This window comes from Enterobacter cloacae complex sp. P2B (assembly GCF_014895985.1).
GTDB lineage: Bacteria > Pseudomonadota > Gammaproteobacteria > Enterobacterales > Enterobacteriaceae > Enterobacter > Enterobacter bugandensis.
In genome coordinates, this window is sequence record NZ_JADBQQ010000017.1 from 79,373 (window position 1) to 103,994 (window position 24,622).

The window sequence follows — 24,622 nt, forward strand, 5'->3', positions numbered from 1 at the left end:
GGACCCGATGCAATTGCGTAAATTACTTCTGCCAGGACTGCTTTCTGTTACGTTATTAAGTGGTTGTTCACTGTTCAGTGGCGAAGAAGACGTTGTGAAAATGTCCCCACTGCCGACGGTTGAAAACCAGTTTACCCCATCCACCGCGTGGGATGTCTCCGTGGGCAGTGGGATTGGTGATTTCTATTCCAACCTTCATCCTGCGTATGCAGACAGCGTTGTCTATGCCGCTGACCGCAAAGGTACCGTGAAAGCGGTGAACGCCGATGACGGGAAAGAAGTGTGGTCCGTTAACCTGGCGGAAAAAGACGGCTGGTTCTCCCGTAAACCTGCACTGCTGTCTGGCGGCCTGACCGTTTCCGGTGGGCATGTCTACGTGGGCAGCGAAAAAGCGCAGGTTTACGCGCTGAATGCCAGCGATGGTTCTGTTGCATGGCAGACCGCCGTAGCCGGTGAATCCTTGTCACGTCCGGTCGTGAGCGACGGGCTGGTGCTGATCCATACCAGCAACGGCCAGCTGCAGGCGCTGAACGAAGCGGACGGTCTGGTGAAATGGACCGTTAACCTGGATATGCCTGCGCTCTCACTGCGCGGTGAATCCGCACCTGCAACCGCATTTGGCGCTGCCATTGTGGGCGGTGACAACGGTCGCGTGAGCGCCGTGCTGATGCAGCAGGGCCAGATGATCTGGCAGCAGCGTATCTCGCAGGCCACTGGCTCAACGGAAATCGACCGCCTGAGCGACGTAGACACTACCCCGGTTATCGTTGACGGTGTGGTTTACGCCCTGGCCTATAACGGCAACCTGACCGCGCTGGACTTGCGCAGCGGCCAGATCATGTGGAAACGTGAGCTGGGCTCTGTGAATGATTTCATCGTTGACGGTAACCGCATCTATATGGTTGACCAGAACGATCGCCTGCTGGCGCTGAGCACCGAAGGCGGCGTGACGCTGTGGACGCAAAGCGATCTGCTGCACCGTCTGCTGACCGCGCCAGTGCTGTACAACGGTAGCCTGGTGGTTGGCGACAGCGAAGGCTATATGCACTGGGTTGATCCAGAGAATGGCCGCTTCGTGGCGCAGCAGAAAGTGGACGGTTCAGGCTTCCTGACCGACCCGGTTGTGGCTGACGGCAAACTGCTGATTCAGGCAAAAGACGGCACGCTGTACGCGATCACGCGTTAATTACCCGGCGGTTGTAGTATACTAAACGGCTCCTGTTCACTCAGGAGCCGTTTTGACATTTTTAAAAACGCCGCGAATGCGACGTTTATTTGAATTTTATGAGGCTTCAAACATGGTACCTGTGGTCGCGCTTGTCGGGCGCCCTAACGTTGGAAAATCCACTCTTTTTAACCGTTTAACACGCACCCGTGATGCGCTGGTTGCGGATTTCCCGGGGCTGACGCGTGACCGTAAGTACGGTCGTGCAGAGGTGGAAGGACGCGAGTTCATCTGTATTGATACCGGCGGTATTGATGGCACAGAAGACGGCGTTGAAACCCGCATGGCGGAACAGTCCTTGCTGGCGATTGAAGAAGCGGATGTCGTGCTGTTCATGGTAGATGCGCGCGCTGGCCTGATGCCGGCGGACTCCGCAATCGCTAAGCACCTGCGTTCTCGCGAAAAGCCAACTTTCCTGGTGGCGAACAAAACTGACGGCATCGATGCCGATCAGGCTATCGCGGACTTCTGGTCTCTGGGCATGGGGGATATCCACCCGATTGCGGCATCGCATGGCCGCGGTGTGACCAGCCTGCTGGAAACCGTTCTGCTGCCGTGGGTGGACGAAGTGAACCCGCCGGAAGAGGTGGACGAAGACGCCGCATACTGGGCGCAGTTCGAAGACGGTGAAGAGGGCGAAGAAGAAGAGCCTGAAGATGACTTCAACCCGCAGGATCTGCCGATCAAGCTGGCTATCGTCGGTCGTCCAAACGTAGGTAAGTCTACGCTTACTAACCGTATTCTGGGTGAAGAGCGTGTGGTGGTTTACGACATGCCGGGCACTACGCGTGACAGCATCTACATCCCGATGCAGCGCGATGAACGTGAGTATGTCCTCATCGACACCGCCGGTGTACGTAAGCGCGGAAAAATCACCGACGTGGTGGAAAAATTCTCCGTTATCAAAACCCTGCAGGCGATTGAAGATGCCAACGTGGTGCTGCTGGTCATCGACGCGCGCGAAGGTATCTCCGATCAGGATCTCTCTCTGCTCGGCTTTATCCTCAATAGTGGGCGCTCACTGGTCATCGTCGTCAACAAGTGGGACGGCCTGAGCAATGAAGTGCGCGAGCAGGTGAAAGAGACCCTGGACTTCCGTCTGGGCTTTATCGACTTTGCCCGCGTGCACTTTATCTCTGCGCTGCACGGCAGCGGCGTCGGTAACCTGTTCGAATCCGTGCGTGAAGCCTACGACAGCTCCACCCGTCGTCAGAGCACCGCCATGCTGACCCGTATCATGAATATGGCAGCGGAAGATCACCAGCCGCCGCTGGTGCGCGGTCGTCGCGTGAAGCTGAAATATGCCCACGCCGGTGGCTATAACCCGCCAATCGTGGTGATTCACGGCAACCAGGTGAAAGACCTGCCGGATTCCTACAAGCGCTACCTGATGAACTACTTCCGTAAATCGCTGGACGTGATGGGCACGCCTATTCGTATCCAGTTCAAGGAAGGGGAAAACCCGTTCGCCAACAAGCGCAACACACTGACGCCGAACCAGATGCGTAAGCGTAAGCGTTTGATTAAGCACATTAAGAAAAGCAAATAATCATTGCCGATCTCACGAAGGTCCGCGTTTATCGCGGGCTTTTTTTTGGCCCAATCATACCGTCGGTTCTCTCTGTGTGATGTCAATCACTATTCACTTTCAACCACGTTTAAATCTAAGAAAGTAGACAATCATCGAATTTTCATCTTAAAGTCCCTGGTCCGGTACTAGACAAAACTAGCGACTGGTTATCAAATGGTTAACTAACTTTTCGCCGCATGTAAAAAATCGGTCAGATACGTAACTGGCCGGCGTACCTGCTGGTGTTTACAAGCACGACACATACCTTTCGGGAGAATTATGCAATCCTCTGTTAATCACAAAGAGAGCCGAACCTTCTTCGGCCATCCTTATCCGCTCGGTTCGCTGTTCTTTACCGAGATGTGGGAGCGTTTCTCGTTCTACGGCATTCGCCCGCTGCTGATCCTGTTTATGGCCGCCACCGTCTATGACGGCGGGATGGGGCTGGCGCGTGAAAACGCCTCGGCGATTGTCGGTATTTTTGCCGGCACCATGTACCTGGCCGCGCTGCCGGGCGGCTGGCTGGCGGATAACTGGCTCGGCCAGCAGAGAGCCGTCTGGTACGGTTCGATACTGATTGCGCTCGGCCACCTGTCGATTGCGCTGTCGGCTATCATGGGCAACAACCTGTTCTTTATCGGCCTGATGTTCATCGTGCTCGGCTCTGGCCTGTTCAAAACCTGTATCTCGGTGATGGTCGGCACCCTGTATAAAAAAGGCGACGCGCGTCGTGACGGCGGTTTCTCGCTGTTCTACATGGGCATTAATATGGGCTCGTTCATCGCCCCGCTGATTTCCGGCTGGCTGATAAAAACCCACGGCTGGCACTGGGGCTTTGGTATTGGCGGCATCGGGATGCTGGTGGCGCTGATTATCTTCCGCGTATTTGCGGTTCCGGCGATGAAGCGCTACGACAGCGAAGTGGGTCTGGACTCCACATGGAACAGCCCGGTGGTGAAGCGCAACGGCGTGGGCGTCTGGCTGCTGGCGCTGGCGGCAGGCGTGGCAACGCTCGTGACGCTGATCGCGCAGGGCGTGATTGTCATTAACCCGGTCGCGGTAGCCAGCGTGCTGGTCTACGTAATTGCGGCGTCCGTTGCCCTCTACTTCATCTACCTGTTCATCTTCGCGGGCCTGAACCGTAAAGAGCGCGCCAGGCTGCTGGTCTGCTTTATTCTGCTGGTCTCCGCCGCGTTCTTCTGGTCCGCGTTTGAGCAGAAGCCAACCTCGTTCAACCTGTTTGCCAACGACTACACTAACCGCATGATCGGTGATTTTGAAATTCCGGCGGTATGGTTCCAGTCGATCAACGCCCTGTTCATCATCCTGCTGGCCCCGGTGTTCAGCTGGGCATGGCCAAAGCTCGCGAGCATGAACATTCGCCCGAGCAGCATCACCAAGTTTGTTATCGGTATTCTGTGTGCGGCAGCGGGCTTTGGCCTGATGATGCTGGCGGCACAGAACGTGCTGAGCAACGGCGGGGCGGGCGTGTCGCCGTTCTGGCTGGTGGGCAGTATCTTAATGCTGACGCTGGGTGAGCTGTGCCTGAGCCCGATCGGTCTGGCGACCATGACCCTACTGGCGCCGGAGAGAATGCGCGGCCAGATGATGGGGCTGTGGTTCTGCGCCAGCGCGCTGGGTAACCTGGCGGCGGGCCTGATTGGCGGTCACGTGAAGGCCGACCAGCTGGATATGCTGCCGGATCTCTTCGCGCGCTGCTCCATCGCGCTGCTGATTTGTGCCGCAGTGCTGATCGTCCTCATTGTTCCGGTGCGCCGCATGCTGGAAAATGCGCAAACTAAACCGGCAGCTAGCGCCTCATAAACCTCAGTGTGCCGGGGCAGGCGTTATGCCCCGGCACTGTACTTCCTGAGGTGAAACCATGCAGTTAGGATTTGTTGGTCTTGGTGCGGTAGTGGAAACAGCGTATCTGCCCGCACTACGTAATCTGTTCGATGGCGCTGTTCGTTGTTTCGGTTTTGATGTTCTCCCCGCAAAGCACCCTGAAGGCGTTACGCGCTGCGCCTCGCTTGCGGCGCTTTTAGCCACCCCGCTGGATACCCTTTTTATTACCACCGCATCGCTGCACCACCTTGAGGTGCTTGAGCTGGCGATTGCCTCGCCGGTTCCGCGGATTGTGATTGAAAAACCGATTGTCGCCACGCTTCCTCAAATCGAAAAACTCAACGCGCTGCTGGCACCGCCCGGCGTGGCGTCCCGCGTGCTGGCGCTCGACCACTGGATGGCGCGCATCGAAACGGTGAAGCGGTCGCTGGTCGGCCATATATCTGACATTGCCAGAATCGAAGGTTATTTGCAGGAGCCGAGCGGATATAACGCCGCAGGGGAACCCATCGCGCTCAATTTCGCGACCGGAGAACCGGATACCAGAACGCTTCGCCACCCGGACGGCGTGATTCTGGATATCGGAACGCACGTGCTGGCGATGCTGCGTGAAACGCTGCGCTATCTGGGCGGTCAGGACGATATGACGCTGCAGATGGTAACGGCTAAAGACCGCCTGGGCCACGATATCGCAAAGGGTGACCTGACCACCGCAGAAGGCGAGGCGCACTTGCAGGGAACCATCAGCGGCGTGCCGGTGGGCATCTGGCTTAATAAATACGCGGGACCCGCGGGCGGGCAAAAGGGCCTGCGTCTCTATTTACGCGACGGCCGCATTATCAACTACGACCGACGCGGCGCGGAAGATGTGCTGGAGCTAGTTAAAGGTAAGAATATTCAGCGCTGGTATATCCCCGGCACGATCTACGAACGCTGTCTTGCCGGTCATATTCTTGGCGCAAACAGTCTGTTTGAGCGCGATCCGCAGGAGGTGAGCCGCACAACGCGCCGCAGGATAGATGAGGTGGCGCTGCTGCTGACCTTGCAGCAACAGTTGCGTGGCCCGCACTGAAGACGTGGTAAAATTATCGCAGACCTGAACGCCCTGAAGGAGACACCATGACCATTACCTGCCCGGATTGCCAGGCACAGCTTGAACCCCTGAACGGGGCGGCGCACTGCGACAGCTGTAATAAAGATATTGCGCTCGAAGCCCGCTGCCCGGAGTGCCATCAGCCACTCCAGGTCTTAAAGGCCTGCGGGGCGGTGGACTATTTCTGCCAGAACGGCCACGGCTTAATTTCTAAAAAGCGCGTGGAGTTTGTTCCGGCCGAAGATTAATCGCACACGCAGTCTTCGCCTTTTTTCCACAGCTCGACCAGCGACTCGGGCGCTTCCTGCTCGGGTACCAGCACGATGATATCGGCGTAGTGCGCCTGATTTTGGCCGGTCCAGATAATCTGGATGCGGAAATAGCGCTGGTCACCGCTGCCGGGTGACGACGTCTGACCCGGCGGCTGACCGCGTGGAAAGGCCTGCTCCAGGATGCTCACCAGGCGCTGGCGCTGGGCCTCATTAAGCGAGGAGAGCGCGATGGTACGCTGGCCGCTCAGCTTAGGAATAAAAGCGACGCCGCCTTCCCGGGCCAGCTCAACCACGGCGTCATCCGTCAGTTCCGGAACCTGCATTTACAGCACTCCCACCTGTTCCCAGGCCTGTTTTATCGCCGCCCCAACGTCGCTACCGAAGCGTTTCTCTCCGTGCGCTATCGTCAGTTTTGCGAAGGCATCAAAATCCGCATCCTGCGCCAGATTGCGATCGCAAACCGTGTCGTACCAGGCATAACCGGCTTTTTCCCAGGCGTAACCGCCGATCGCCGTTGCGGCCAGGTAAAACGCCCGGTTGGGGATGCCGGAGTTAAGGTGGACGCCGCCGTTATCCTCGCGCGTTTTGATGAAATCTTTCATGTGCGCGGGCTGCGGGTCTTTGCCGAGCAGGGGATCGTCGTAGGCGGTGCCGGGTTCAGACATGGAGCGCAGCCCTTTGCCGTTAATGCCCGCGGCCAGCAGCCCTTCACCAATCAACCAGTCTGCTTTATCGGCGGTTTGCTTGAGATGGTACTGTTTCACCAGCGAACCAAACACGTCTGACAGGGACTCATTCAGCGCGCCTGACTGTTCGAAATAGATTAGCCCGGCTTCGGTCTCGGTGACGCCGTGGCTCAGCTCGTGCGCCACCACGTCGATGGCAATCGTAAAGCGGTTAAAGATCTCCCCGTCACCGTCGCCAAATACCATCTGCTGACCGTTCCAGAAGGCGTTCTGATATTCCCGACCGTAATGCACGGTGCCGGTCAAAATCAGCCCCTTATTATCGAGCGAATCGCGCTGATATTCTTTCCAGAAGAAATCATGGGTGATACCCAAATAATCGTACGCCTCGTCCACGGCCACATCGCCATTCGACGGCTGGCCCTCGTAACGCACCTGGGTACCCGGCAGCTCCTGGGTCTGTTTCGCATCGTAGATATCGCGCTCAAGCTGACCGGCTTTATTCACGTGCGGCGCGGCGGGTTTGCCCGGCATATGCGCCATCAGCGTCTGGACGTGGGTTAAGGTCTGACGGGCATAGCGCTGCTGCGGTTCGGAACCGCTTTCGATAATACGACGAAGAATATAAGGGGGAATAACGCTACGAAGATGGGACATGCTGCTCTCCTTATTAAAAAAGGGAATAGCAGCAGTATAGTAAGTAACCGGCGAAGAATTATCCGGTTTTGCGCTGACGCGTCTTTTTCACCGGTTTAATTGATTTCACTTCGCTTTCCACCCAGCCGTCAGACAGGCGGGTGGTAAGAACGTCACCGGTGTTCACCTGTTTGGTTTGCTTCAGCACTTTGCCGTCCGCTGCTGTCGTTACGCTATAGCCGCGCGCCAGCGTGGAGAGGGGGCTGACGGCTTCCAGATGGGTCACCGCGTTGCCAAAACGCTCACGTGTGGTGCTCAGGCGCGCCCGGAGAGTCTCCGCCAGACGATATTCCAGCTGCTGAATGCGCGTTTGCGCACGATAGATTTTCGGCTGCGGATTCTGCTGGTTCAGGCGCTGGGTCACACGCTGCTGGCGCGTCACCGCGCGCTTAAGCTGATTATCAAGCGCAAAGTTCATGCGCTGACGCAGGCGTTCCAGCACGGTCTGCTGACGCGCCAGACGAAGCTGCGGGTGCTGCTGCTGAAGACGGTGATGAAGCTGGATAAAGCGGCGGGTACGGTTGGCAAGGAAGTAGTCCATCGCCATCTCAAGACGCTGCTGGCCGTTCTGAAGCTGACGCAGCAGCTCCAGCTGATTACGGCTCACCACTTCCGCCGCCGCGGACGGCGTAGGCGCACGCAGATCCGCAACAAAATCCGCGATTGTCACGTCCGTTTCATGCCCGACGGCGCTCACCACGGGGATCTCGCTTGCAAAGATTGCCCGCGCCACGCGCTCGTCGTTAAAGCTCCACAGGTCTTCCAGCGAGCCGCCGCCGCGCCCGACGATCAGGACATCACACTCCTTACGCGCATTTGCCAGTTCAATAGCGCGTACAATCTGGCCTGGCGCATCGTCACCCTGAACGGCGGTCGGGTAGATAATGACGAGCAGGGAAGGATCGCGACGCTTCAGTACGTGCAAAATGTCGTGCAGGGCGGCACCGGTTTTCGAGGTGATGACACCCACGCAGTGGGCAGGTGAGGGCAGCGGCTTTTTGAACTGTTGGTCGAAAAGTCCCTCTTCAGAGAGCTTCGCCTTTAACTGTTCATACTTTTGCTGCAGCAGGCCTTCGCCCGCGGGCTGCATGCTCTCAACGATAATTTGATAATCGCCGCGCGGCTCATACAGGGTGATATTGGCGCGAACCAGAACCTGCTGGCCGTGCTGCGGACGGAACGTCACGCGACGGTTGCTGTTGCGGAACATCGCGCAGCGCACCTGGGCGGTATCGTCTTTTAAGGTAAAGTACCAGTGTCCGGAAGACGGTTGCGTGAAGTTTGAGATTTCACCGCTGATCCAGACCTGCCCCATTTCCTGCTCAAGCAGCAAACGTACCGTCTGATTAAGGCGGCTGACAGTATAAATTGAGGGGGATTGAGAGGATAACATGTGAGCGGGATCAAATTCTAAATCAGCAAGTTATTCAGTCGATAGTAACCTGCTGAGAGGCATTCGCAAGCATTTTTTCAAAAAAGTGTAGATGCAATCGGTTACGCTCTGTATAATGCCACGGCAATATTTAACCACCCAGGTCAGAGATATTGCCCATGCTACGTATCGCTAAAGAAGCACTGACGTTTGACGACGTCCTCCTCGTTCCCGCTCATTCCACCGTTCTGCCGAATACTGCCGACCTCAGCACGCAGTTGACGAAAACCATTCGTCTGAACATTCCTATGCTCTCCGCGGCAATGGACACCGTGACTGAAGCGCGCCTGGCTATCGCCCTGGCACAGGAAGGCGGCATTGGCTTTATCCACAAAAACATGTCTATCGAGCGTCAGGCGGAAGAAGTTCGCCGCGTGAAGAAGCATGAGTCCGGCATCGTGTCCGACCCTCAGACCGTTCTGCCAACCACTACCCTGCACGAAGTGAAAGCCCTGACCGAACGTAACGGCTTTGCTGGCTACCCGGTAGTGACCGAAGACAATGAACTGGTGGGCATCATCACCGGTCGTGACGTGCGCTTCGTGACTGACCTGAACCAGCCTGTCAGCGTCTACATGACGCCAAAAGAGCGTCTGGTGACCGTCCGCGAAGGCGAAACTCGCGACGTGGTGCTGGCGAAAATGCACGAAAAACGCGTTGAGAAAGCGCTGGTTGTGGATGCGAACTTCCACCTGCGCGGCATGATCACCGTTAAAGATTTCCAGAAAGCAGAACGTAAACCGAACGCCTGTAAAGACGAGCATGGCCGTCTGCGCGTCGGTGCTGCGGTTGGCGCGGGTGCAGGTAACGAAGAGCGCGTTGACGCGCTGGTGGCGGCGGGCGTTGACGTGCTGCTGATTGACTCCTCCCACGGTCACTCCGAAGGCGTTCTGCAACGTATCCGTGAAACCCGTGCTAAATACCCGGATCTCCAGATCATCGGCGGTAACGTGGCAACGGGCGCAGGCGCTCGCGCGCTGGCGGAAGCCGGCTGCAGCGCGGTGAAAGTGGGTATCGGCCCTGGCTCCATCTGTACCACCCGTATCGTGACCGGCGTGGGCGTTCCGCAGATCACCGCGGTTTCTGACGCGGTTGAAGCGCTGGAAGGCACCGGTATTCCGGTTATCGCTGACGGCGGTATCCGCTTCTCTGGCGATATCGCGAAAGCCATCGCCGCGGGCGCTGCTGCCGTAATGGTAGGCTCCATGCTCGCTGGTACCGAAGAATCCCCGGGCGAAATCGAACTCTACCAGGGCCGTTCTTACAAATCTTACCGTGGGATGGGCTCCCTGGGCGCGATGTCCAAAGGTTCCTCTGACCGTTACTTCCAGACCGATAACGCTGCTGACAAACTGGTACCGGAAGGTATCGAAGGCCGCGTGGCCTATAAAGGCCGTCTGAAAGAGATCATTCACCAGCAGATGGGCGGCCTGCGTTCCTGTATGGGGCTGACCGGCTGTGGTACCATTGACCTGCTGCGTACCAAAGCGGAATTCGTACGCATCAGCGGTGCGGGTATCCAGGAGAGCCACGTTCACGACGTGACGATCACCAAAGAGTCCCCGAACTACCGTCTGGGCTCCTGATAAGTTTCCGCGCCCGGCTTCTGCCGGGCGCTTTGTTTTGTTTCACTTGCCTCGGAATTAGCGTCAATGACGGAAAACATTCATAAACATCGCATTCTCATCCTGGACTTCGGTTCTCAGTACACTCAGCTGGTCGCGCGCCGCGTGCGTGAACTGGGCGTTTACTGTGAGCTGTGGGCGTGGGATGTCACGGAAGCACAGATTCGCGAATTCAATCCAAGCGGCATCATCCTGTCCGGCGGCCCGGAAAGCACCACCGAAGAGAACAGCCCGCGCGCGCCGCAGTACGTGTTCGAAGCGGGCGTGCCGGTATTCGGCGTCTGCTACGGCATGCAGACCATGGCGATGCAGCTGGGCGGCCATGTAGAAGGCTCTAACGAGCGTGAGTTCGGCTACGCGCAGGTTGAAGTTGTCACCGACAGCGCGCTGGTGCGCGGTATCGAAGACTCTCTGACCGCAGACGGCAAGCCGCTGCTGGACGTGTGGATGAGCCACGGCGACAAAGTCACCGCCATCCCGTCCGACTTCGTGACCGTTGCCAGCACCGAAAGCTGCCCGTTCGCCATCATGGCGAACGAAGAAAAACGCTTCTACGGCGTGCAGTTCCACCCGGAAGTGACCCACACCCGTCAGGGTATGCGCATGCTGGAGCGCTTCGTGCGTGACATCTGCCAGTGTGAAGCCCTGTGGACCCCGGCAAAAATCATCGACGACGCCGTTGAGCGTATCCGCCAGCAGGTTGGTGATGACAAAGTGATCCTCGGCCTCTCCGGCGGCGTGGACTCCTCCGTCACCGCGATGCTGCTGCACCGCGCCATCGGTAAAAACCTGACCTGCGTCTTCGTGGACAACGGTCTGCTGCGTCTGAACGAAGCGAAGCAAGTCATGGACATGTTCGGCGACCACTTCGGTCTGAACATCGTTCACGTGGAAGGCGAGCAGCGCTTCCTGGACGCGCTGAAAGGCGAGAACGATCCGGAAGCGAAACGTAAAATCATCGGTCGCGTCTTCGTGGAAGTATTCGACGAAGAAGCGCTGAAGCTGGAAGACGTGAAGTGGCTGGCGCAGGGTACCATCTACCCGGACGTGATCGAGTCTGCGGCCTCCGCAACCGGTAAAGCGCACGTCATCAAATCTCACCACAACGTGGGCGGCCTGCCGAAAGAGATGAAGATGGGTCTGGTTGAACCGCTGCGCGAGCTGTTCAAAGACGAAGTGCGTAAAATCGGTCTGGAACTGGGTCTGCCGTACGACATGCTCTACCGTCACCCGTTCCCGGGTCCAGGTCTGGGCGTGCGCGTGCTGGGCGAAGTGAAGAAAGAGTACTGCGACCTGCTGCGTCGCGCGGACGCGATCTTCATCGAGGAGCTGCACAAAGCTGACCTGTACAACAAAGTAAGCCAGGCGTTCACCGTGTTCCTGCCGGTTCGCTCCGTCGGGGTAATGGGCGATGGCCGTAAGTACGACTGGGTTGTTTCCCTGCGTGCGGTGGAAACCATCGACTTCATGACCGCGCACTGGGCGCACCTGCCGTATGACTTCTTAGGCCGCGTGTCTAACCGCATCATCAACGAAGTGAACGGTATTTCCCGCGTGGTGTATGACATCAGTGGTAAGCCACCGGCTACGATTGAGTGGGAATGATTTCCCTATGAATTAACACCCAAACCCTCTGCCTGCGCAGGGGGTTTTTTATTGCCTTATTTCCCTTCACCCAACCGATACGCCAGCGCCACCACCAGCGACTGCACCAGGCACAGCGTTGCCGACTGAGACCGGAACGCATCCACCTGTGCCTCCTTCACCACAAAGCAGAGATCGCTGAACGTTGCCAGGGGGCTTATCTGACTGTCCGTAATCACGATCTGCCGGGCGCCGACGCTGGCGGCGGTTTCGCTGACCATCACCGTCTCTTCCGCGTATGGCGAGAAGCTGATCGACACCACGATATCGCGCGCCTTAATGCGGCTGATTTGCTCGCGCAGCATCCCGCCCATGCCGTCGAGCAGGATAGGGCGGCACTCCAGGTGGCTCAGGGCGTAGGTGAGGTAGGCCGCGACGCTAAACGAGCGGCGCAGTCCGGCGATGTAGATAGTGTCGGCGTCGGCCAGCAGCTGTACCGCGCGCTCCAGCATTTCCGGCTCGGCGCGGGCGGCCAGCTGCTGCAGCGCCTGCGCGTTCGAGCGGGCGAACTCCTGCAGAATATCGAGCGGCGTTTCCGGCACGGCCTCGCTCTCCATTTCGCGGAACAGCCGCGCGCGGTCGCTGTAGCTGGCAGTCTCCTCCACCAGGTTCATGCGAAACAGCTGTTTCATTTCGTTGAAACCGGTGAAGTCAAAGGCGTTAGCAAAGCGGATCAGCGTCGAAGGCGGCACGTCGGCGCGCTCGGCAATGACGGCAACCGTATCAAAGGCCACGCTGTTGGTGTTATCCAGCACGTAGCGGGAGACCTGCTGCAGCCTCTTGCTCAGGCTATCGTAGCGATCGCGGATTTGCTGCTGCAGTTCGTTCAGGCTGGTTGCTGTCGTCATGTTATCCCCCAAATACAGTCTGATGATTCTAAACGCAAAACCGCGTCTTTTAAATGTCGGCCATCCATCTGGCAGCAAAAATGAAACAGAAGCTTCAGTCATTTCCTCGCCCGAAATCCCTTAATAGCGCACGCAGCGTCAGTGTTGCTGGCTGTTAACATAAAAATCCATCCTTGATCACAATAATCATCATTTATTTTATTTCAACTTAAAATGGAATATTTGTTTCATATATAGTGTCCTGTACACAGCGTTCAGGTAACAGTCACGTATCAACAGCGAGAGGTTAAGGATGGAGACGGTAGCGAATTTTATTCACGGCGAATGTGTCACCGGTTCAGGCCAGCGCGTTCAGGCGATCTTCAACCCGGCCACCGGCGAGCAGATCCGCCAGGTGGTGATGAGTACGGCACAGGAAACGGAGCAGGCGATTGCCGCCGCGCAGCAGGCGTTTCCCGCGTGGGCGCGCCAGGCTCCGCTTAAGCGCGCGCGCGTGATGTTCCGCTTCAAGGCGCTGCTGGAAGAGAACATGACGCGCCTGGCCCGCATCATCAGCGAAGAGCACGGCAAGGTCTTCTCCGACGCGGTGGGCGAACTGACCCGCGGTCTGGAAGTGGTGGAATTTGCCTGCGGTATCCCGCATCTGCAAAAGGGTGAACACTCTGCGAACGTTGGTACCGGCGTCGACAGCCACTCCCTGATGCAGCCGCTCGGCGTCTGCGCCGGGATCACGCCGTTTAACTTCCCGGCGATGGTGCCGATGTGGATGTTCCCCATTGCGCTGGCGACCGGGAATACCTTCGTGCTGAAGCCGTCGGAAAAAGACCCTTCTCTCGCGCTCGCGCTGGCGCAGCTGCTAAAAGAGGCAGGCTTGCCGGACGGCGTCTTCAACGTGGTGCAGGGGGATAAAGAGTCCGTTGACGTGCTCCTGACCGACCCGCGCGTGCAGGCGGTGAGCTTTGTCGGCTCCACGCCGATTGCCGAATACATTTACCAGACCGCCTCCGCCCACGGTAAGCGCTGTCAGGCGCTGGGCGGCGCGAAAAACCACTGCATTTTAATGCCGGATGCCGACATGGAGATGGCGACCAACGCCATCATGGGCGCGGCCTACGGCGCGGCGGGGGAACGCTGCATGGCGCTCTCGGTGGTGCTGGCGGTGGGAGATAAAACCGCCGATGACCTCTGCACCCGGCTGGAAAAACAGATTGAAGCGCTGCGCGTCGGACCGGGGCTGGACCAGACACCGGAAAACGAAATGGGGCCGCTTATCTCCTCCGCGCACCGCAGCAAGGTGCTGGGCTATATCGACAGCGGGGAAGCGCAGGGGGCGAAACTGCGCGTGGACGGGCGTGGCTTCAGCGTGAAGGGCCACGAGCAGGGCTACTTCGTCGGGCCGACGCTGTTTGATAACGTCACACCGGAGATGACCATCTATAAAGAAGAGATTTTTGGCCCGGTGCTTTCTGTGGTGCGGGTAGCAGATTACGCCAGCGCGGTGGACCTCATTAACCGCCATGAATATGGTAATGGCTCGGCGATCTTCACCCGTGACGGCGGCTGCGCGCGCCGCTTCTGCGAAGAGGTGCAGGCGGGCATGGTGGGGGTCAACGTGCCGATCCCGGTGCCGATGGCATTCCACAGTTTCGGTGGCTGGAAGCGTTCCATCTTTGGCGCGCTCAACGTACACGGCAACGACGGCGTGCGTTTCTACACCCGAATGAAAACCATCACCGCGCGCTGGCCGGAAATGCAGCAGGAGACAGGCGCTGCGTTCTCCATGCCGACGCTGGGCTGACAGGAGGCATTATGCAAACCGAACGTATGACCATGGCCCAGGCGCTGGTCCGGTTCCTGAATCAACAGTACGTCAGCCTTGACGGCAACGAAACGCCCTTCGTGGAGGGCGTGGCGACGATCTTTGGGCACGGCAACGTGCTGGGTATTGGCCAGGCGCTGGAGCAGGATCCCGGTCATCTGAAAATCATGCAGGGGTGCAACGAGCAGGGCATTGCCCACATGGCGACGGGCTTCGCCAAACAGCACCGCCGCCAGCGCATTTTTGCCGTCACCTCCTCGGTCGGGCCGGGCGCCGCCAATATGGTCACGGCGGCGGCCACCGCCACGGCGAACCGCATCCCGCTTTTACTGCTGCCGGGCGATATCTACGCCAGCCGCCAGCCGGACCCGGTGCTGCAGCAGATTGAGCAGTATCACGATCTCAGCATCAGCACCAACGACTGCTTCCGTCCAATTTCCCGCTACTGGGACCGCATCAACCGCCCCGAGCAGCTCATGAGCGCCATGCTAAGCGCGATGCGAACGCTTACTGACCCCGCAGATACCGGAGCGGTGACCCTCTGTCTGCCGCAGGACGTGCAAGGGGAAGCGTGGGACTACCCGCTAAGCTTCTTCGCGCGTCGGGTGCACCACATCGAACGCCGTCCGCCCGATCCGCAGCGACTGGCGCAGGCGCGGACGCTGATCGCCCGCAAGCGCCGTCCGCTGGTGGTGTGCGGCGGCGGCGTGCGTTACTCCGGCGCGCATGAGGCGTTTCGCGAATTTGTCGAGACGCTGCAGCTGCCGTTTGCCGAAACGCAGGCCGGGAAGGGGGCGCTGGTAAGTGACCACCCACTTAACCTCGGCGGCGTAGGAGTGACGGGCGGAATGGCCGCCAACCAGCTCGCGCCACAGGCTGACTTAGTGATTGGCGTCGGCACGCGCCTGACCGACTTTACCACCGGCTCCAAGGCGCTCTTTTCCCACCCGGACGTCGAATTCCTGCTGCTGAACGTGGCCGAGTTTGACGCCCTGAAGCTGGACGCCACCGCGCTGATTGCCGATGCCCAAACCGGGCTCCAGGCCTTAACCCACGAGCTCGGCGATTACCGCAGCGGCTGGGGAGAGGCGATCGCCCAGGCGAAATCCGCGTGGCGCGATGAGTGCCGCCGCCTGTGGGATCGCCAGTGGCATCCGGACGACGCGCCCGAAGTGGCGGGGCATTTGGACGCGCAGCTGGCGGAATACGGCGAGACGCTCAACACCCGCCTGACCCAGACGCGGGTGCTGGGGCTGATCAATCAGCATGTGGAAGATAACGCCATCGTGGTGGGCGCGGCCGGTTCGCTGCCGGGAGATTTACAGCGCCTCTGGCAGGTCAAAACGCCGGACAGCTATCACCTGGAGTACGGCTACTCCTGCATGGGCTACGAGATTGCGGCGGCCATCGGCGCGAAGCTCGCCCGCCCCGGGCAGCCGGTTTACGCCATGGTGGGGGATGGCTCCTACATGATGCTGCACTCCGAGCTGCAAACCGCCGTACAGGAGGGCATTAAGGTCACCGTTCTGCTGTTTGATAACGCCAGCTTCGGCTGCATTAACAACCTGCAGATGGGTCACGGGATGGGCAGCTTCGGCACGGAAAATCGCCATCGCAACCCGGAAACCGGGCGGCTTGACGGGCCGCTGGTGAAAGTCGATTTTGCGCAAAACGCGGAAAGCTACGGTTGCCGCGCGTGGCGGGTGAACGACGAGCAGAGCCTGCTGGCGGCGCTTGAGGCGTCACGCGCCCATCCGGGCCCGACGCTGCTGGACATCAAGGTGCTGCCGAAGACCATGACCCATGACTACGCCTCGTGGTGGCGAACCGGTGACGCGCAGGTGGCAGAGTCGTCTGCCGTGCGTGAGGCCGCGGAGCAAACGCAGGCGCAGGTGAAAAAAGCCCGTCAGTATTGAGTTTTCCTGTCTTAACGAAATTTTCATTTCATTTTCCCCTCACCCTAACCCTCTCCCAAAAGTGGAGAGGGGATGGGGTGGTGCACGCTTTTCTCCCTCGCTCCTTTGGGGAGAGGGCCGGGGTGAGGGGTGAGCAGTACCTTCTTTCATGTTGTGAGATTGATAACAAAAATTATCTCATACATCTCAAAAGTGTTAACCCGCACTCAAAAACATAATTTTCACTATTTATAAAAATGAAATAAATGTTTTATTTATAGGGTCGTTAGTTTACAGCATTCACCAACACCGGGAGCCGTTATGTTTAACATTGCTTTACTGGGCGCTGGCCGAATTGGCCAGGTACATGCAGCTAACATCGCCAGCCACGGCGCGACCACGCTCTGGTCCGTGGTTGACCCGAATCAGGAATTTGCCACCCGTCTCGCCGCACACTATCAGGCCCGCCAGCAGAGCGTGGATGAGGCGATGACCGACCCTAACGTTCACGCCGTGCTGATCGCCTCCGCCACCGACACCCACGCGGATCTGATTGAAATGGCCGCCCGCCACGGCAAGGCTATCTTCTGCGAAAAGCCGGTACACCTCGACCTCGCCCGCGTGCGCGACTGCCTGAAAGTGGTTAAAGAGTACGACGTGCCGCTGTTCATCGGCTTTAACCGCCGCTTTGACCCGCAGTTCCGCCGCGTGAAAACCGATGCCCAGGCCGGACGCATCGGCAAGCCGGAATCGTTGCTGATCATCTCCCGCGACCCGTCTCCGCCGCCTGCGGAGTACGTGCGCGTCTCCGGCGGCATGTTCCGCGATATGACCATTCACGACTTCGACATGGCCCGTTTCATCATGGGCGAAGAGCCGGTGTCGGTGTATGCCCAGGGCAGTAACCTGGTGGATCCGGCGATTGGCGAGGCGGGGGATATCGATACCGCGTTTATCGTTCTGAAATATGCCTCCGGCGCGATGGCGACCATCGTCAACAGCCGCCGCTCCTCTTACGGCTACGACCAGCGCCTGGAGCTGCACGGCTCCGAAGGGCTGCTGTGCGCCGGCAATATTCTGGAAAACCAGGTGCAGCACTACGGCAAACAGGGCTGCACCAGCGCGCTGCCGGAACACTTCTTCCTGCAGCGCTACAAATCCGCTTACGCCGCGGAATGGGAACACTTTGTTGCGGTCCTGCGCGGCGAAGCGGTGCCTGACTGCAGCGGCGATGATGGTGAACGTGCGCTGTACCTCGCGGATAAAGCGCTGGAGTCGCTGCGTAGCCAGCGCGAGATCGTCCTCTAAACACAACAACCCTACACAGAGAGACATAATAATGAAAAAACTGATCTTAGCCGCCCTCATCGCAATGACGTCCGGGGCCGCCCTCGCCGAAAACGAGCAGATTGTTTTCAGTACGCCAAACCTGGCCATGCCGTTTGAGGTTCACATGCAGCGTACGGCGGTGAAAGCCGCGAAAGAGATGGGCGTGAAGCTTCAGGTACTGGACGGGCAGGGCAGTTCACCCAAGCAGGTGGCTGACCTGGAAAACGCCATCACCCGCGGGGCGCAGGGCTTTATCGTCTCCCCGAACGACGTGAACGCGGTCTCCAGCGCGGTGGATGAAATTCAGGATGCAAAACTGCCGGTGGTCACCCTTGACCGCTCCGTCGACAGCCAGAAAAAAGTGCCCCACTTTGGCGCCAACAACTACAAAGGCGGCCAGGCGATTGGCGACTTCGTCAAAACCAAATTCCCCGACGGGGCAGAGATCATCCTGCTCACCGGCCAGCCGGGTTCCTCTTCCAATATTGAACGCACCAAAGGGATCCGCGACAGCCTGAAGGCGGGCGGGGATAAGTACAAGATCGTCGCCGATCAGACCGGCAACTGGATGCGTTCTGAAGGGATGCGCATCGTCGAAAGTGTTCTGCCTTCGCTACCGAAACGCCCGCAGGTGATCCTCTCCGCCAACGACGATATGGCGCTGGGCGCGATTGAAGCCCTGCAGAGCCAGGGCGTGAAGCCGGGTGAAATCCTCGTGACCGGTTTTGATGCGGTGCCGGAAGCGCTGGCCCGCGTGCGCGACGGCTGGCTGGCGGTCACGGCGGATCAGCGTCCCGGCTTTGCGGTGCAGACGGCGATGAGCCAGCTGGTGGCCAACGTGCGCGAGAAGAAAGCCATCACCGGGGCCGACTACCCGCCAACGCTTATCACCAAAGAGAACCTGCAGCAGGCTGAGCGTATCGGTGAGGCCGGTAACTGATATGTCCCGAGCCGCCTCTGGCGGCTCAACATGAGGAGGAGCAGACCGATGTCGCAACCCTTACTGAAAGTGACCGACCTGGCAAAAAGCTTTTCTGGCGTCTGGGCGCTAAGCAGCGCCCAGCTGACCGTCGGCGCGGGGGAGATCCACGCCCTGCTGGGGGAAAACGGAGCGGGAAAATCCACGCTGCTGAAGGCGCTTGCGGGCGCGCAGCCGCAAACCCGCGGGGATATCTGGTTCAACGGCGAAATGCTGCCGGTGGACGACTCTCCGGTGGAACGGCAGAACAAGGGCATTATCACCATCTATCAGGAATTCAACCTGCTGCCCAACATGACCGTCGCGGAAAACATGTTTCTCGGGCGCGAGCCGCGTAAACGTAATCTGATCGTCGACGAAAGGGCGGTAAATCAGGAGGCGCAGGTCATTCTCGATTACCTGCAGCTAAATGTTGCGCCGACCACGCCTGTCGCTCGTCTGAGCGTCGCCCAGCAGCAGATGGTGGAGATCGCCCGGGCGCTGACCCTCAACGCTCGCCTGATCATCATGGACGAACCTTCCGCTGCGCTGAGCGACAGCGAGGTGGAAAGCCTGCACCGCGTGGTGCGGGAGCTTAAAAACCGCGGCGTGAGCATTATTTACGTTACCCACCGCCTGCACGAAGTTTTCCAGCTCTGCGATCGCTTCACCGTATTTCAGGACGGCCGCTTCACCGGCACCGGCGCGGTAGCGGAGACCAACGTCGAACAGCTGATCCGCCTGATGGTCGGGCGCGACGTGGCCTTTAAACGTCGCCCTGCCAGCGAAACCCATCATCAAGACAAACCTGTCCGCCTGGCGGTGAAGGGGCTGAGCCGCGAAAAGCCGCCGCTGGATCCGCACGGCATCGCCCTGCACGACATCAGCTTCCACGTCCACGCCGGGGAAGTTCTGGGCATTGCCGGGCTGGTGGGCGCGGGACGCACCGAGGTGGCCCGCTGCCTGTTTGGCGCAGACGCCTTTACCTCCGGGAGCTTTGAGCTGGACGGCGTGCCGTACCAGCCGCGCGACCCGCTGTATGCCCTCGACCAGGGCGTGGCGCTGGTGCCCGAAGACCGTAAAAAAGAGGGGGCGGTGCTGGGACTGTCGATTCGCGACAACCTGTCGCTCTCGTGCCTCTCCTCGCTGCTGCAGTGGCGCTGGTTCGTGAACACCCGCAAAGAGGACGATCTGATTGAGTCCTATCGCCAGGCCCTGCAGATCAAAATGGTCAACAGCGCGCAGGAGGTGCGCAAGCTCTCCGGCGGCAACCAGCAGAAGGTGATCCTCGCGCGCTGCATGGCGCTCAACCCGCGGGTGCTGATCGTCGATGAGCCGACGCGCGGCATCGACGTGGGGACCAAATCGGAAGTGCACCAGGTGCTGTTTGACATGGCGAAAAAGGGCGTGGCGGTGATCGTGATCTCCTCCGATCTGCCTGAAGTGATGGCGGTGTCTGACCGGATCATCACCCTCAGCGAAGGCCGGGTGACCGGCGAGATCCACGGTGACGACGCTAACGAAGAACGGCTGATGACGATGATGGCCATCAACCACAACGCCCTGAACGCGGCATAACGGAGTTTCTCATGACGCAGATGATTTCTAAAACGCAGGCCCCGGTCAAACGCGCCGGACGCATCGATCCCATCGCCTTCTTCGAGCGCTTCGGGGTGTTGATTTTCATGATCCTGCTGCTGATCTTCTTCCAGTCGCAGAACAGCAACTTTTTCTCTGAACGCAACATTTTCAACATCCTGACCGAGGTGTCCATCTACGGGATCATGGCCGTGGGGATGACCTTCGTCATTCTGACCGCCGGGATCGACCTCTCCGTGGGCTCCATCCTGGCGGTGTGCGCCATGACCGCGGCGTACGTCATTAAGGGCGATAACTTCACCACCGTCGACCCGAACGCCTGGGGCGGCATGAGCTGGCTGATCGGGCTGGGGATTTGTCTGGCGATGGGCACGGCGATTGGCTTCCTGCACGGCCTGGGCGTCACCCGCCTGCGCCTGCCGCCGTTTATCGTCACCCTCGGCGGGATGACCATCTGGCGCGGCCTGACCCTGGTGATCAACGACGGCGCACCGATCGCTGGTTTCGACCCTGGCTACCGCTGGTGGGGACGCGGGGAGTTGCTCGGCATCTCCATTCCGATCTGGATCTTCGCCATCGTCGCCGTCGGCGGATATCTGGCGCTGCATAAAACCCGCTGGGGCCGCTTCGTCTACGCCATCGGCGGCAACCCGGAGGCGGCGCGCCTGGCGGGGGTGAACGTCAAGCGCGTGCTCGTCAGCGTCTACGTGCTGATCGGCTGTCTGGCCGGGCTGGCGGGCTTCATCCTGAGCGCGCGTCTGGGGAGCGCCGAGGCGGTGGCCGGGATCTCCTTTGAGCTGCGCGTTATCGCCTCGGTGGTGATTGGCGGCACCTCGCTGATGGGCGGCTACGGGCGCATCGGCGGCACCATTATCGGCTCCATCATTATGGGCATTCTGATTAACGGCCTGGTGCTGATGAACGTCTCGGCTTACTACCAGCAGATTATCACCGGGTTAATTATCGTTCTGGCGGTGGCGTTTGATACCTACGCCAAGAGCCGTCGCGGCGCACTGTGAGGATCGTGATGAAAGAGGTTCGTATTGGATTGATTGGCACCGGGTATATCGGCAAGGCGCACGCTATCGCCTATGCACAGGCCCCGACGGTGTTCAACCTGCGCGGCAGGCTGGTGCGCGAGATGGTGGCGGAAGTCACGCCGGAGCTGGCGGCAGAGCGCGCCCGGGCGTTTGGCTTTAACCGTTCAACGGGAGAATGGCGGGCGCTGGTGGCCGACCCGGCCATTGACGTGGTGGATATTTGCTCACCTAACCACCTGCATAAAGAGATGGCGCTGGAGGCGATCCGCCACGGCAAGCACGTCTACTCGGAGAAGCCTCTGGCGCTCAACGCCCACGATGCGCGCGAGATGGTCGACGCCGCGAAGCGGGCCGGGGTGAAAACGCTGGTGGGGTTCAACTACATGAAGAACCCGACGGCGCAGCTGGCGAAGGAGATTATCGCCCGCGGCGAGATTGGCGATGTGATCCACTTCTACGGCACCCACAACGAAGACTATATGGCCGACCCGCTGTCGCCCATCCACTGGCACTGCTTTAAAGAGACCGCCGGGCTGGGCGCGCTGGGCGACCTCGCGGCGCATATCGTCAATATGGCTCAGTACCTGGTGGGCGATATCGAGCAGGTCTGCGGCGATCTGAAGATCGTGGTCCCGGCGCGCCCGGCGAAGGCCGGATCGTCAGAGAAGATTGCGGTGGAAAACGAGGATCAGGCCCACGCTATGGTGCGCTTCGCGGGCGGGGCGCAGGGTGTTATTGAAACCTCCCGCGTCGCCTGCGGCCGCAAGATGGGGCTCTCGTACGTGATCACCGGGACGAAGGGCGCCATCAGCTTCACCCAGGAGCGCATGGCGGAGCTAAAGCTCTATCTGCATGACGATCCGGTGAACCGTCAGGGGTTCCGCACGCTGCTCGTCGGCCCGGCGCACCCGGACTACGCCGCGTTCTGCATGGGCGCAGGCCACGGAATTGGCTTTAACGATCAAAAAACGGTGGAAGTACGCGACCTGGTGGACGGGATTGCCGCCGACGCGCCGATGTGGCCGGACTTCGAAGAGGGCTGGAAGGTGTCGCGCGTGCTGGACGCGATTGCGCTCTCGCACCGGGAAGGCCGCTGGCTGAACGTGAACGACATTGTCTGATGAGGTATCAACGTGGAAAAGCAGTTTGATGTGATATGCATGGGCCGCGTGGCGGTAGACCTCTATAGTCAGCAGATTGGTGCCCGCCTGGAGGACGTGTCGAGCTTCGCCAAATACCTTGGCGGATCCTCCGGCAACGTGGCGTACGGCACCGCGCGCCAGGGCCTGCGCTCGTCGATGCTGGCGCGCGTCGGCGATGAACATATGGGCCGCTTCCTGCGCGAAGAGCTCAACCAGGTAGGCTGCGATACCAGCCATCTGATTACCGATAAAGAGCGCCTCACGGCGCTGGTGCTACTCGGCATTAAAGACCGGGACACCTTTCCTCTGATTTTTTATCGCGATAACTGCGCGGATATGGCGATTACCGCCAGCGATGTGGATGAAAGCTACATTGCCTCCGCACGTTGTCTTGCCATCACCGGGACCCACCTTTCTCATCCGCAGACCCGCGAGGCGGTGCTGACGGCGCTGGGCTATGCCCGCCGTCACGGCGTGCGCACGGTGCTGGACATCGACTACCGTCCGGTGCTGTGGGGGCTCACCTCCTTAGGCGACGGCGAAACGCGCTTTATCGCCGCCGACCAGGTCACCCGCGAGCTGCAGGAGGTACTGCACCTCTTCGACGTCATTGTCGGCACCGAAGAGGAGTTCCACATTGCGGGCGGCAGCACGGATACGCTGCAGGCGCTGGGGCAGGTGCGCGACGTGAGTCACGCAACGCTGGTCTGCAAGCGCGGCGCGCTCGGCTGCTCGGTCTATACCGACGCCATTCCGTCCCGGCTGGACGACGGCCTGACGGTGACCGGCGTGCGCGTGGAGGTGCTGAACGTTCTCGGGGCGGGGGACGCGTTTATGTCCGGCCTGCTGCGCGGCTACCTGAACGACGAGGGCTGGGAGCAGGCGTGCCGCTACGCCAACGCCTGCGGCGCGCTGGTGGTCTCGCGCCACGGCTGCGCCCCGGCGATGCCGAGCAAAATCGAGCTGGATGACTATCTCTCCCGCGCTGCGGTTGTGCCGCGCCCGGATCTTGACCCGCGTCTTAACCATCTGCACCGGGTGACCACCCGCCGCCGCGAGTGGCCGGAGCTGTGCGTGATGGCCTTCGATCACCGCAGCCAGCTTGAGGATATGGCGATGCAGTGCGGCGCGTCGCTTAAGCGCATTCCGGCGCTGAAGCAGCTGATCCTGCAGGCGAGCCGCGAGGCGGCGAGCCGCGCCGGGCTTGAGGGCAAAGCCGGCCTGCTGTGCGACGGCACCTTTGGTCAGGACGCGCTGAACGCGATCACCGGGGAAGGGTGGTGGATTGGTCGCCCCATTGAGCTGCCGGGCTCCCGCCCGCTGGAGATGGAGCACGGCAACATTGGCACCCAGCTTATCAGCTGGCCGCAGGAGCACGTGGTGAAGTGCCTGGTCTTCTTCCACCCGGAAGACGCCCACGGCCTGCGCCTGGAGCAGGAGCAGAAAATCGCTGAGGTGTACCACGCCTGCTGCCGGTCCGGGCACGAGCTGCTGCTGGAGGTGATCCTGCCCGCCAGCATGCCGCGCAGCGACGAGCTCTACCTGCGCGCCATCTCCCGCTTCTACAACCTGGGCATTTACCCGGACTGGTGGAAGCTGCCGCCGCTTTCCGCCGACGGCTGGACGGCGCTCGGCGAGATTATCGAACGCCGGGACCCGCACTGCCGCGGGGTGGTGATCCTCGGTCTGGACGCTCCGGCGGAACAGCTGCGCGCGGGCTTCAAGGCCGCAGCGGGGCAGCCGCTGGTTAAAGGCTTCGCAGTGGGGCGCACGCTGTTTGGCGACGCCTCCCGCGCGTGGCTGAAGCACGATATTGACGATGCGCAGCTGGTAGCGCGCATCCGGGACAACTACCTGCAGCTTATCGCCTGGTGGCGCGAGCGCGGACACGCATAATGGAGATA

General features: G+C 59.8%; 19 protein-coding genes. 15 read left to right on the top strand and 4 right to left on the bottom strand.

Going from position 1 to position 24,622, the window contains the following annotated elements; all coding sequences use genetic code 11:
- Positions 1 to 7: 7 nt before the first annotated feature.
- The 5 genes from bamB to IM313_RS15460 all read left to right on the top strand — a co-directional run bounded on the left by bamB (position 8) and on the right by IM313_RS15460 (position 5,981).
- Complete coding sequence (gene bamB, locus IM313_RS15440) at positions 8 to 1,186, top strand: outer membrane protein assembly factor BamB (RefSeq protein ID WP_028014058.1); 1,179 nt, start codon at positions 8 to 10, stop codon at positions 1,184 to 1,186.
- A 112-nt stretch (positions 1,187 to 1,298) separates the two neighbouring features.
- On the top strand, positions 1,299 to 2,774 hold the full coding sequence (gene der / locus IM313_RS15445) for a ribosome biogenesis GTPase Der (protein ID WP_028014057.1): 1,476 nt from the start codon (positions 1,299 to 1,301) through the stop codon (positions 2,772 to 2,774).
- A 300-nt stretch (positions 2,775 to 3,074) separates the two neighbouring features.
- Positions 3,075 to 4,619 (top strand): peptide MFS transporter, encoded by a 1,545-nt coding sequence (locus IM313_RS15450; RefSeq protein WP_045630992.1) that lies wholly within the window; start codon positions 3,075 to 3,077, stop codon positions 4,617 to 4,619.
- 58 nt (positions 4,620 to 4,677) lie between these two features.
- Positions 4,678 to 5,712 (top strand): oxidoreductase, encoded by a 1,035-nt coding sequence (locus tag IM313_RS15455; protein WP_192971208.1) that lies wholly within the window; start codon positions 4,678 to 4,680, stop codon positions 5,710 to 5,712.
- 47 nt (positions 5,713 to 5,759) lie between these two features.
- A complete protein-coding gene (locus tag IM313_RS15460) occupies positions 5,760 to 5,981 on the top strand; it encodes a zinc ribbon domain-containing protein (RefSeq protein ID WP_028014054.1) in 222 nt (73 codons plus the stop codon).
- On the opposite strand, the gene IM313_RS15465 is transcribed toward IM313_RS15460, so the two are convergent.
- The 3 genes from IM313_RS15465 to xseA are packed head-to-tail and all read right to left on the bottom strand — an operon-like array spanning position 5,978 to position 8,780.
- Complete coding sequence (locus IM313_RS15465; protein WP_028014053.1) at positions 5,978 to 6,328, bottom strand: protealysin inhibitor emfourin; 351 nt, start codon at positions 6,326 to 6,328, stop codon at positions 5,978 to 5,980. The two genes, IM313_RS15460 and IM313_RS15465, sit on opposite strands and share 4 nt — an antisense overlap.
- A complete protein-coding gene (locus IM313_RS15470; RefSeq protein ID WP_047368090.1) occupies positions 6,329 to 7,348 on the bottom strand; it encodes a M4 family metallopeptidase in 1,020 nt (339 codons plus the stop codon).
- 58 nt (positions 7,349 to 7,406) lie between these two features.
- On the bottom strand, positions 7,407 to 8,780 hold the full coding sequence (gene xseA / locus IM313_RS15475) for an exodeoxyribonuclease VII large subunit (RefSeq protein ID WP_192971209.1): 1,374 nt from the start codon (positions 8,778 to 8,780) through the stop codon (positions 7,407 to 7,409).
- 158 nt (positions 8,781 to 8,938) lie between these two features.
- Here xseA and guaB point away from each other — a divergent pair, with 158 nt between their 5' ends.
- Both guaB and guaA read left to right on the top strand, forming a co-directional pair.
- A complete protein-coding gene (gene guaB, locus IM313_RS15480; protein ID WP_003860601.1) occupies positions 8,939 to 10,405 on the top strand; it encodes an IMP dehydrogenase in 1,467 nt (488 codons plus the stop codon).
- A gap of 66 nt (positions 10,406 to 10,471) precedes the next feature.
- The gene (guaA, locus tag IM313_RS15485; protein ID WP_003860599.1) at positions 10,472 to 12,049 is read left to right on the top strand and encodes a glutamine-hydrolyzing GMP synthase; all 1,578 of its coding nucleotides are present in this window, start codon (positions 10,472 to 10,474) and stop codon (positions 12,047 to 12,049) included.
- Between the two features lie 56 nt (positions 12,050 to 12,105).
- Here the strand turns inward: guaA and IM313_RS15490 are convergent, their stop codons facing one another.
- A complete protein-coding gene (locus IM313_RS15490; RefSeq protein ID WP_008502123.1) occupies positions 12,106 to 12,936 on the bottom strand; it encodes a MurR/RpiR family transcriptional regulator in 831 nt (276 codons plus the stop codon).
- Between the two features lie 292 nt (positions 12,937 to 13,228).
- Here IM313_RS15490 and IM313_RS15495 point away from each other — a divergent pair, with 292 nt between their 5' ends.
- The 8 genes from IM313_RS15495 to iolC all read left to right on the top strand — a co-directional run bounded on the left by IM313_RS15495 (position 13,229) and on the right by iolC (position 24,614).
- The gene (locus tag IM313_RS15495) at positions 13,229 to 14,734 is read left to right on the top strand and encodes a CoA-acylating methylmalonate-semialdehyde dehydrogenase (protein WP_045630997.1); all 1,506 of its coding nucleotides are present in this window, start codon (positions 13,229 to 13,231) and stop codon (positions 14,732 to 14,734) included.
- An 11-nt stretch (positions 14,735 to 14,745) separates the two neighbouring features.
- A complete protein-coding gene (iolD, locus tag IM313_RS15500; RefSeq protein WP_192971210.1) occupies positions 14,746 to 16,671 on the top strand; it encodes a 3D-(3,5/4)-trihydroxycyclohexane-1,2-dione acylhydrolase (decyclizing) in 1,926 nt (641 codons plus the stop codon).
- A gap of 300 nt (positions 16,672 to 16,971) precedes the next feature.
- Positions 16,972 to 17,958: an inositol 2-dehydrogenase gene (iolG, locus tag IM313_RS15505; protein WP_126327192.1), complete on the top strand. Its 987-nt coding sequence runs from the start codon at positions 16,972 to 16,974 to the stop codon at positions 17,956 to 17,958.
- 31 nt (positions 17,959 to 17,989) lie between these two features.
- The gene (locus IM313_RS15510; RefSeq protein WP_041908742.1) at positions 17,990 to 18,919 is read left to right on the top strand and encodes a sugar ABC transporter substrate-binding protein; all 930 of its coding nucleotides are present in this window, start codon (positions 17,990 to 17,992) and stop codon (positions 18,917 to 18,919) included.
- Positions 18,920 to 18,967: 48 nt separating this feature from the next.
- Positions 18,968 to 20,515, top strand: coding sequence for a sugar ABC transporter ATP-binding protein (locus IM313_RS15515; protein ID WP_192971211.1), 1,548 nt, complete (start codon positions 18,968 to 18,970; stop codon positions 20,513 to 20,515).
- A gap of 11 nt (positions 20,516 to 20,526) precedes the next feature.
- On the top strand, positions 20,527 to 21,555 hold the full coding sequence (locus IM313_RS15520; RefSeq protein ID WP_028014045.1) for an ABC transporter permease: 1,029 nt from the start codon (positions 20,527 to 20,529) through the stop codon (positions 21,553 to 21,555).
- 8 nt (positions 21,556 to 21,563) lie between these two features.
- Positions 21,564 to 22,697: a Gfo/Idh/MocA family protein gene (locus IM313_RS15525; RefSeq protein WP_192971212.1), complete on the top strand. Its 1,134-nt coding sequence runs from the start codon at positions 21,564 to 21,566 to the stop codon at positions 22,695 to 22,697.
- A 12-nt stretch (positions 22,698 to 22,709) separates the two neighbouring features.
- A complete protein-coding gene (gene iolC / locus IM313_RS15530; RefSeq protein WP_108780342.1) occupies positions 22,710 to 24,614 on the top strand; it encodes a 5-dehydro-2-deoxygluconokinase in 1,905 nt (634 codons plus the stop codon).
- Positions 24,615 to 24,622: the final 8 nt, after the last annotated feature.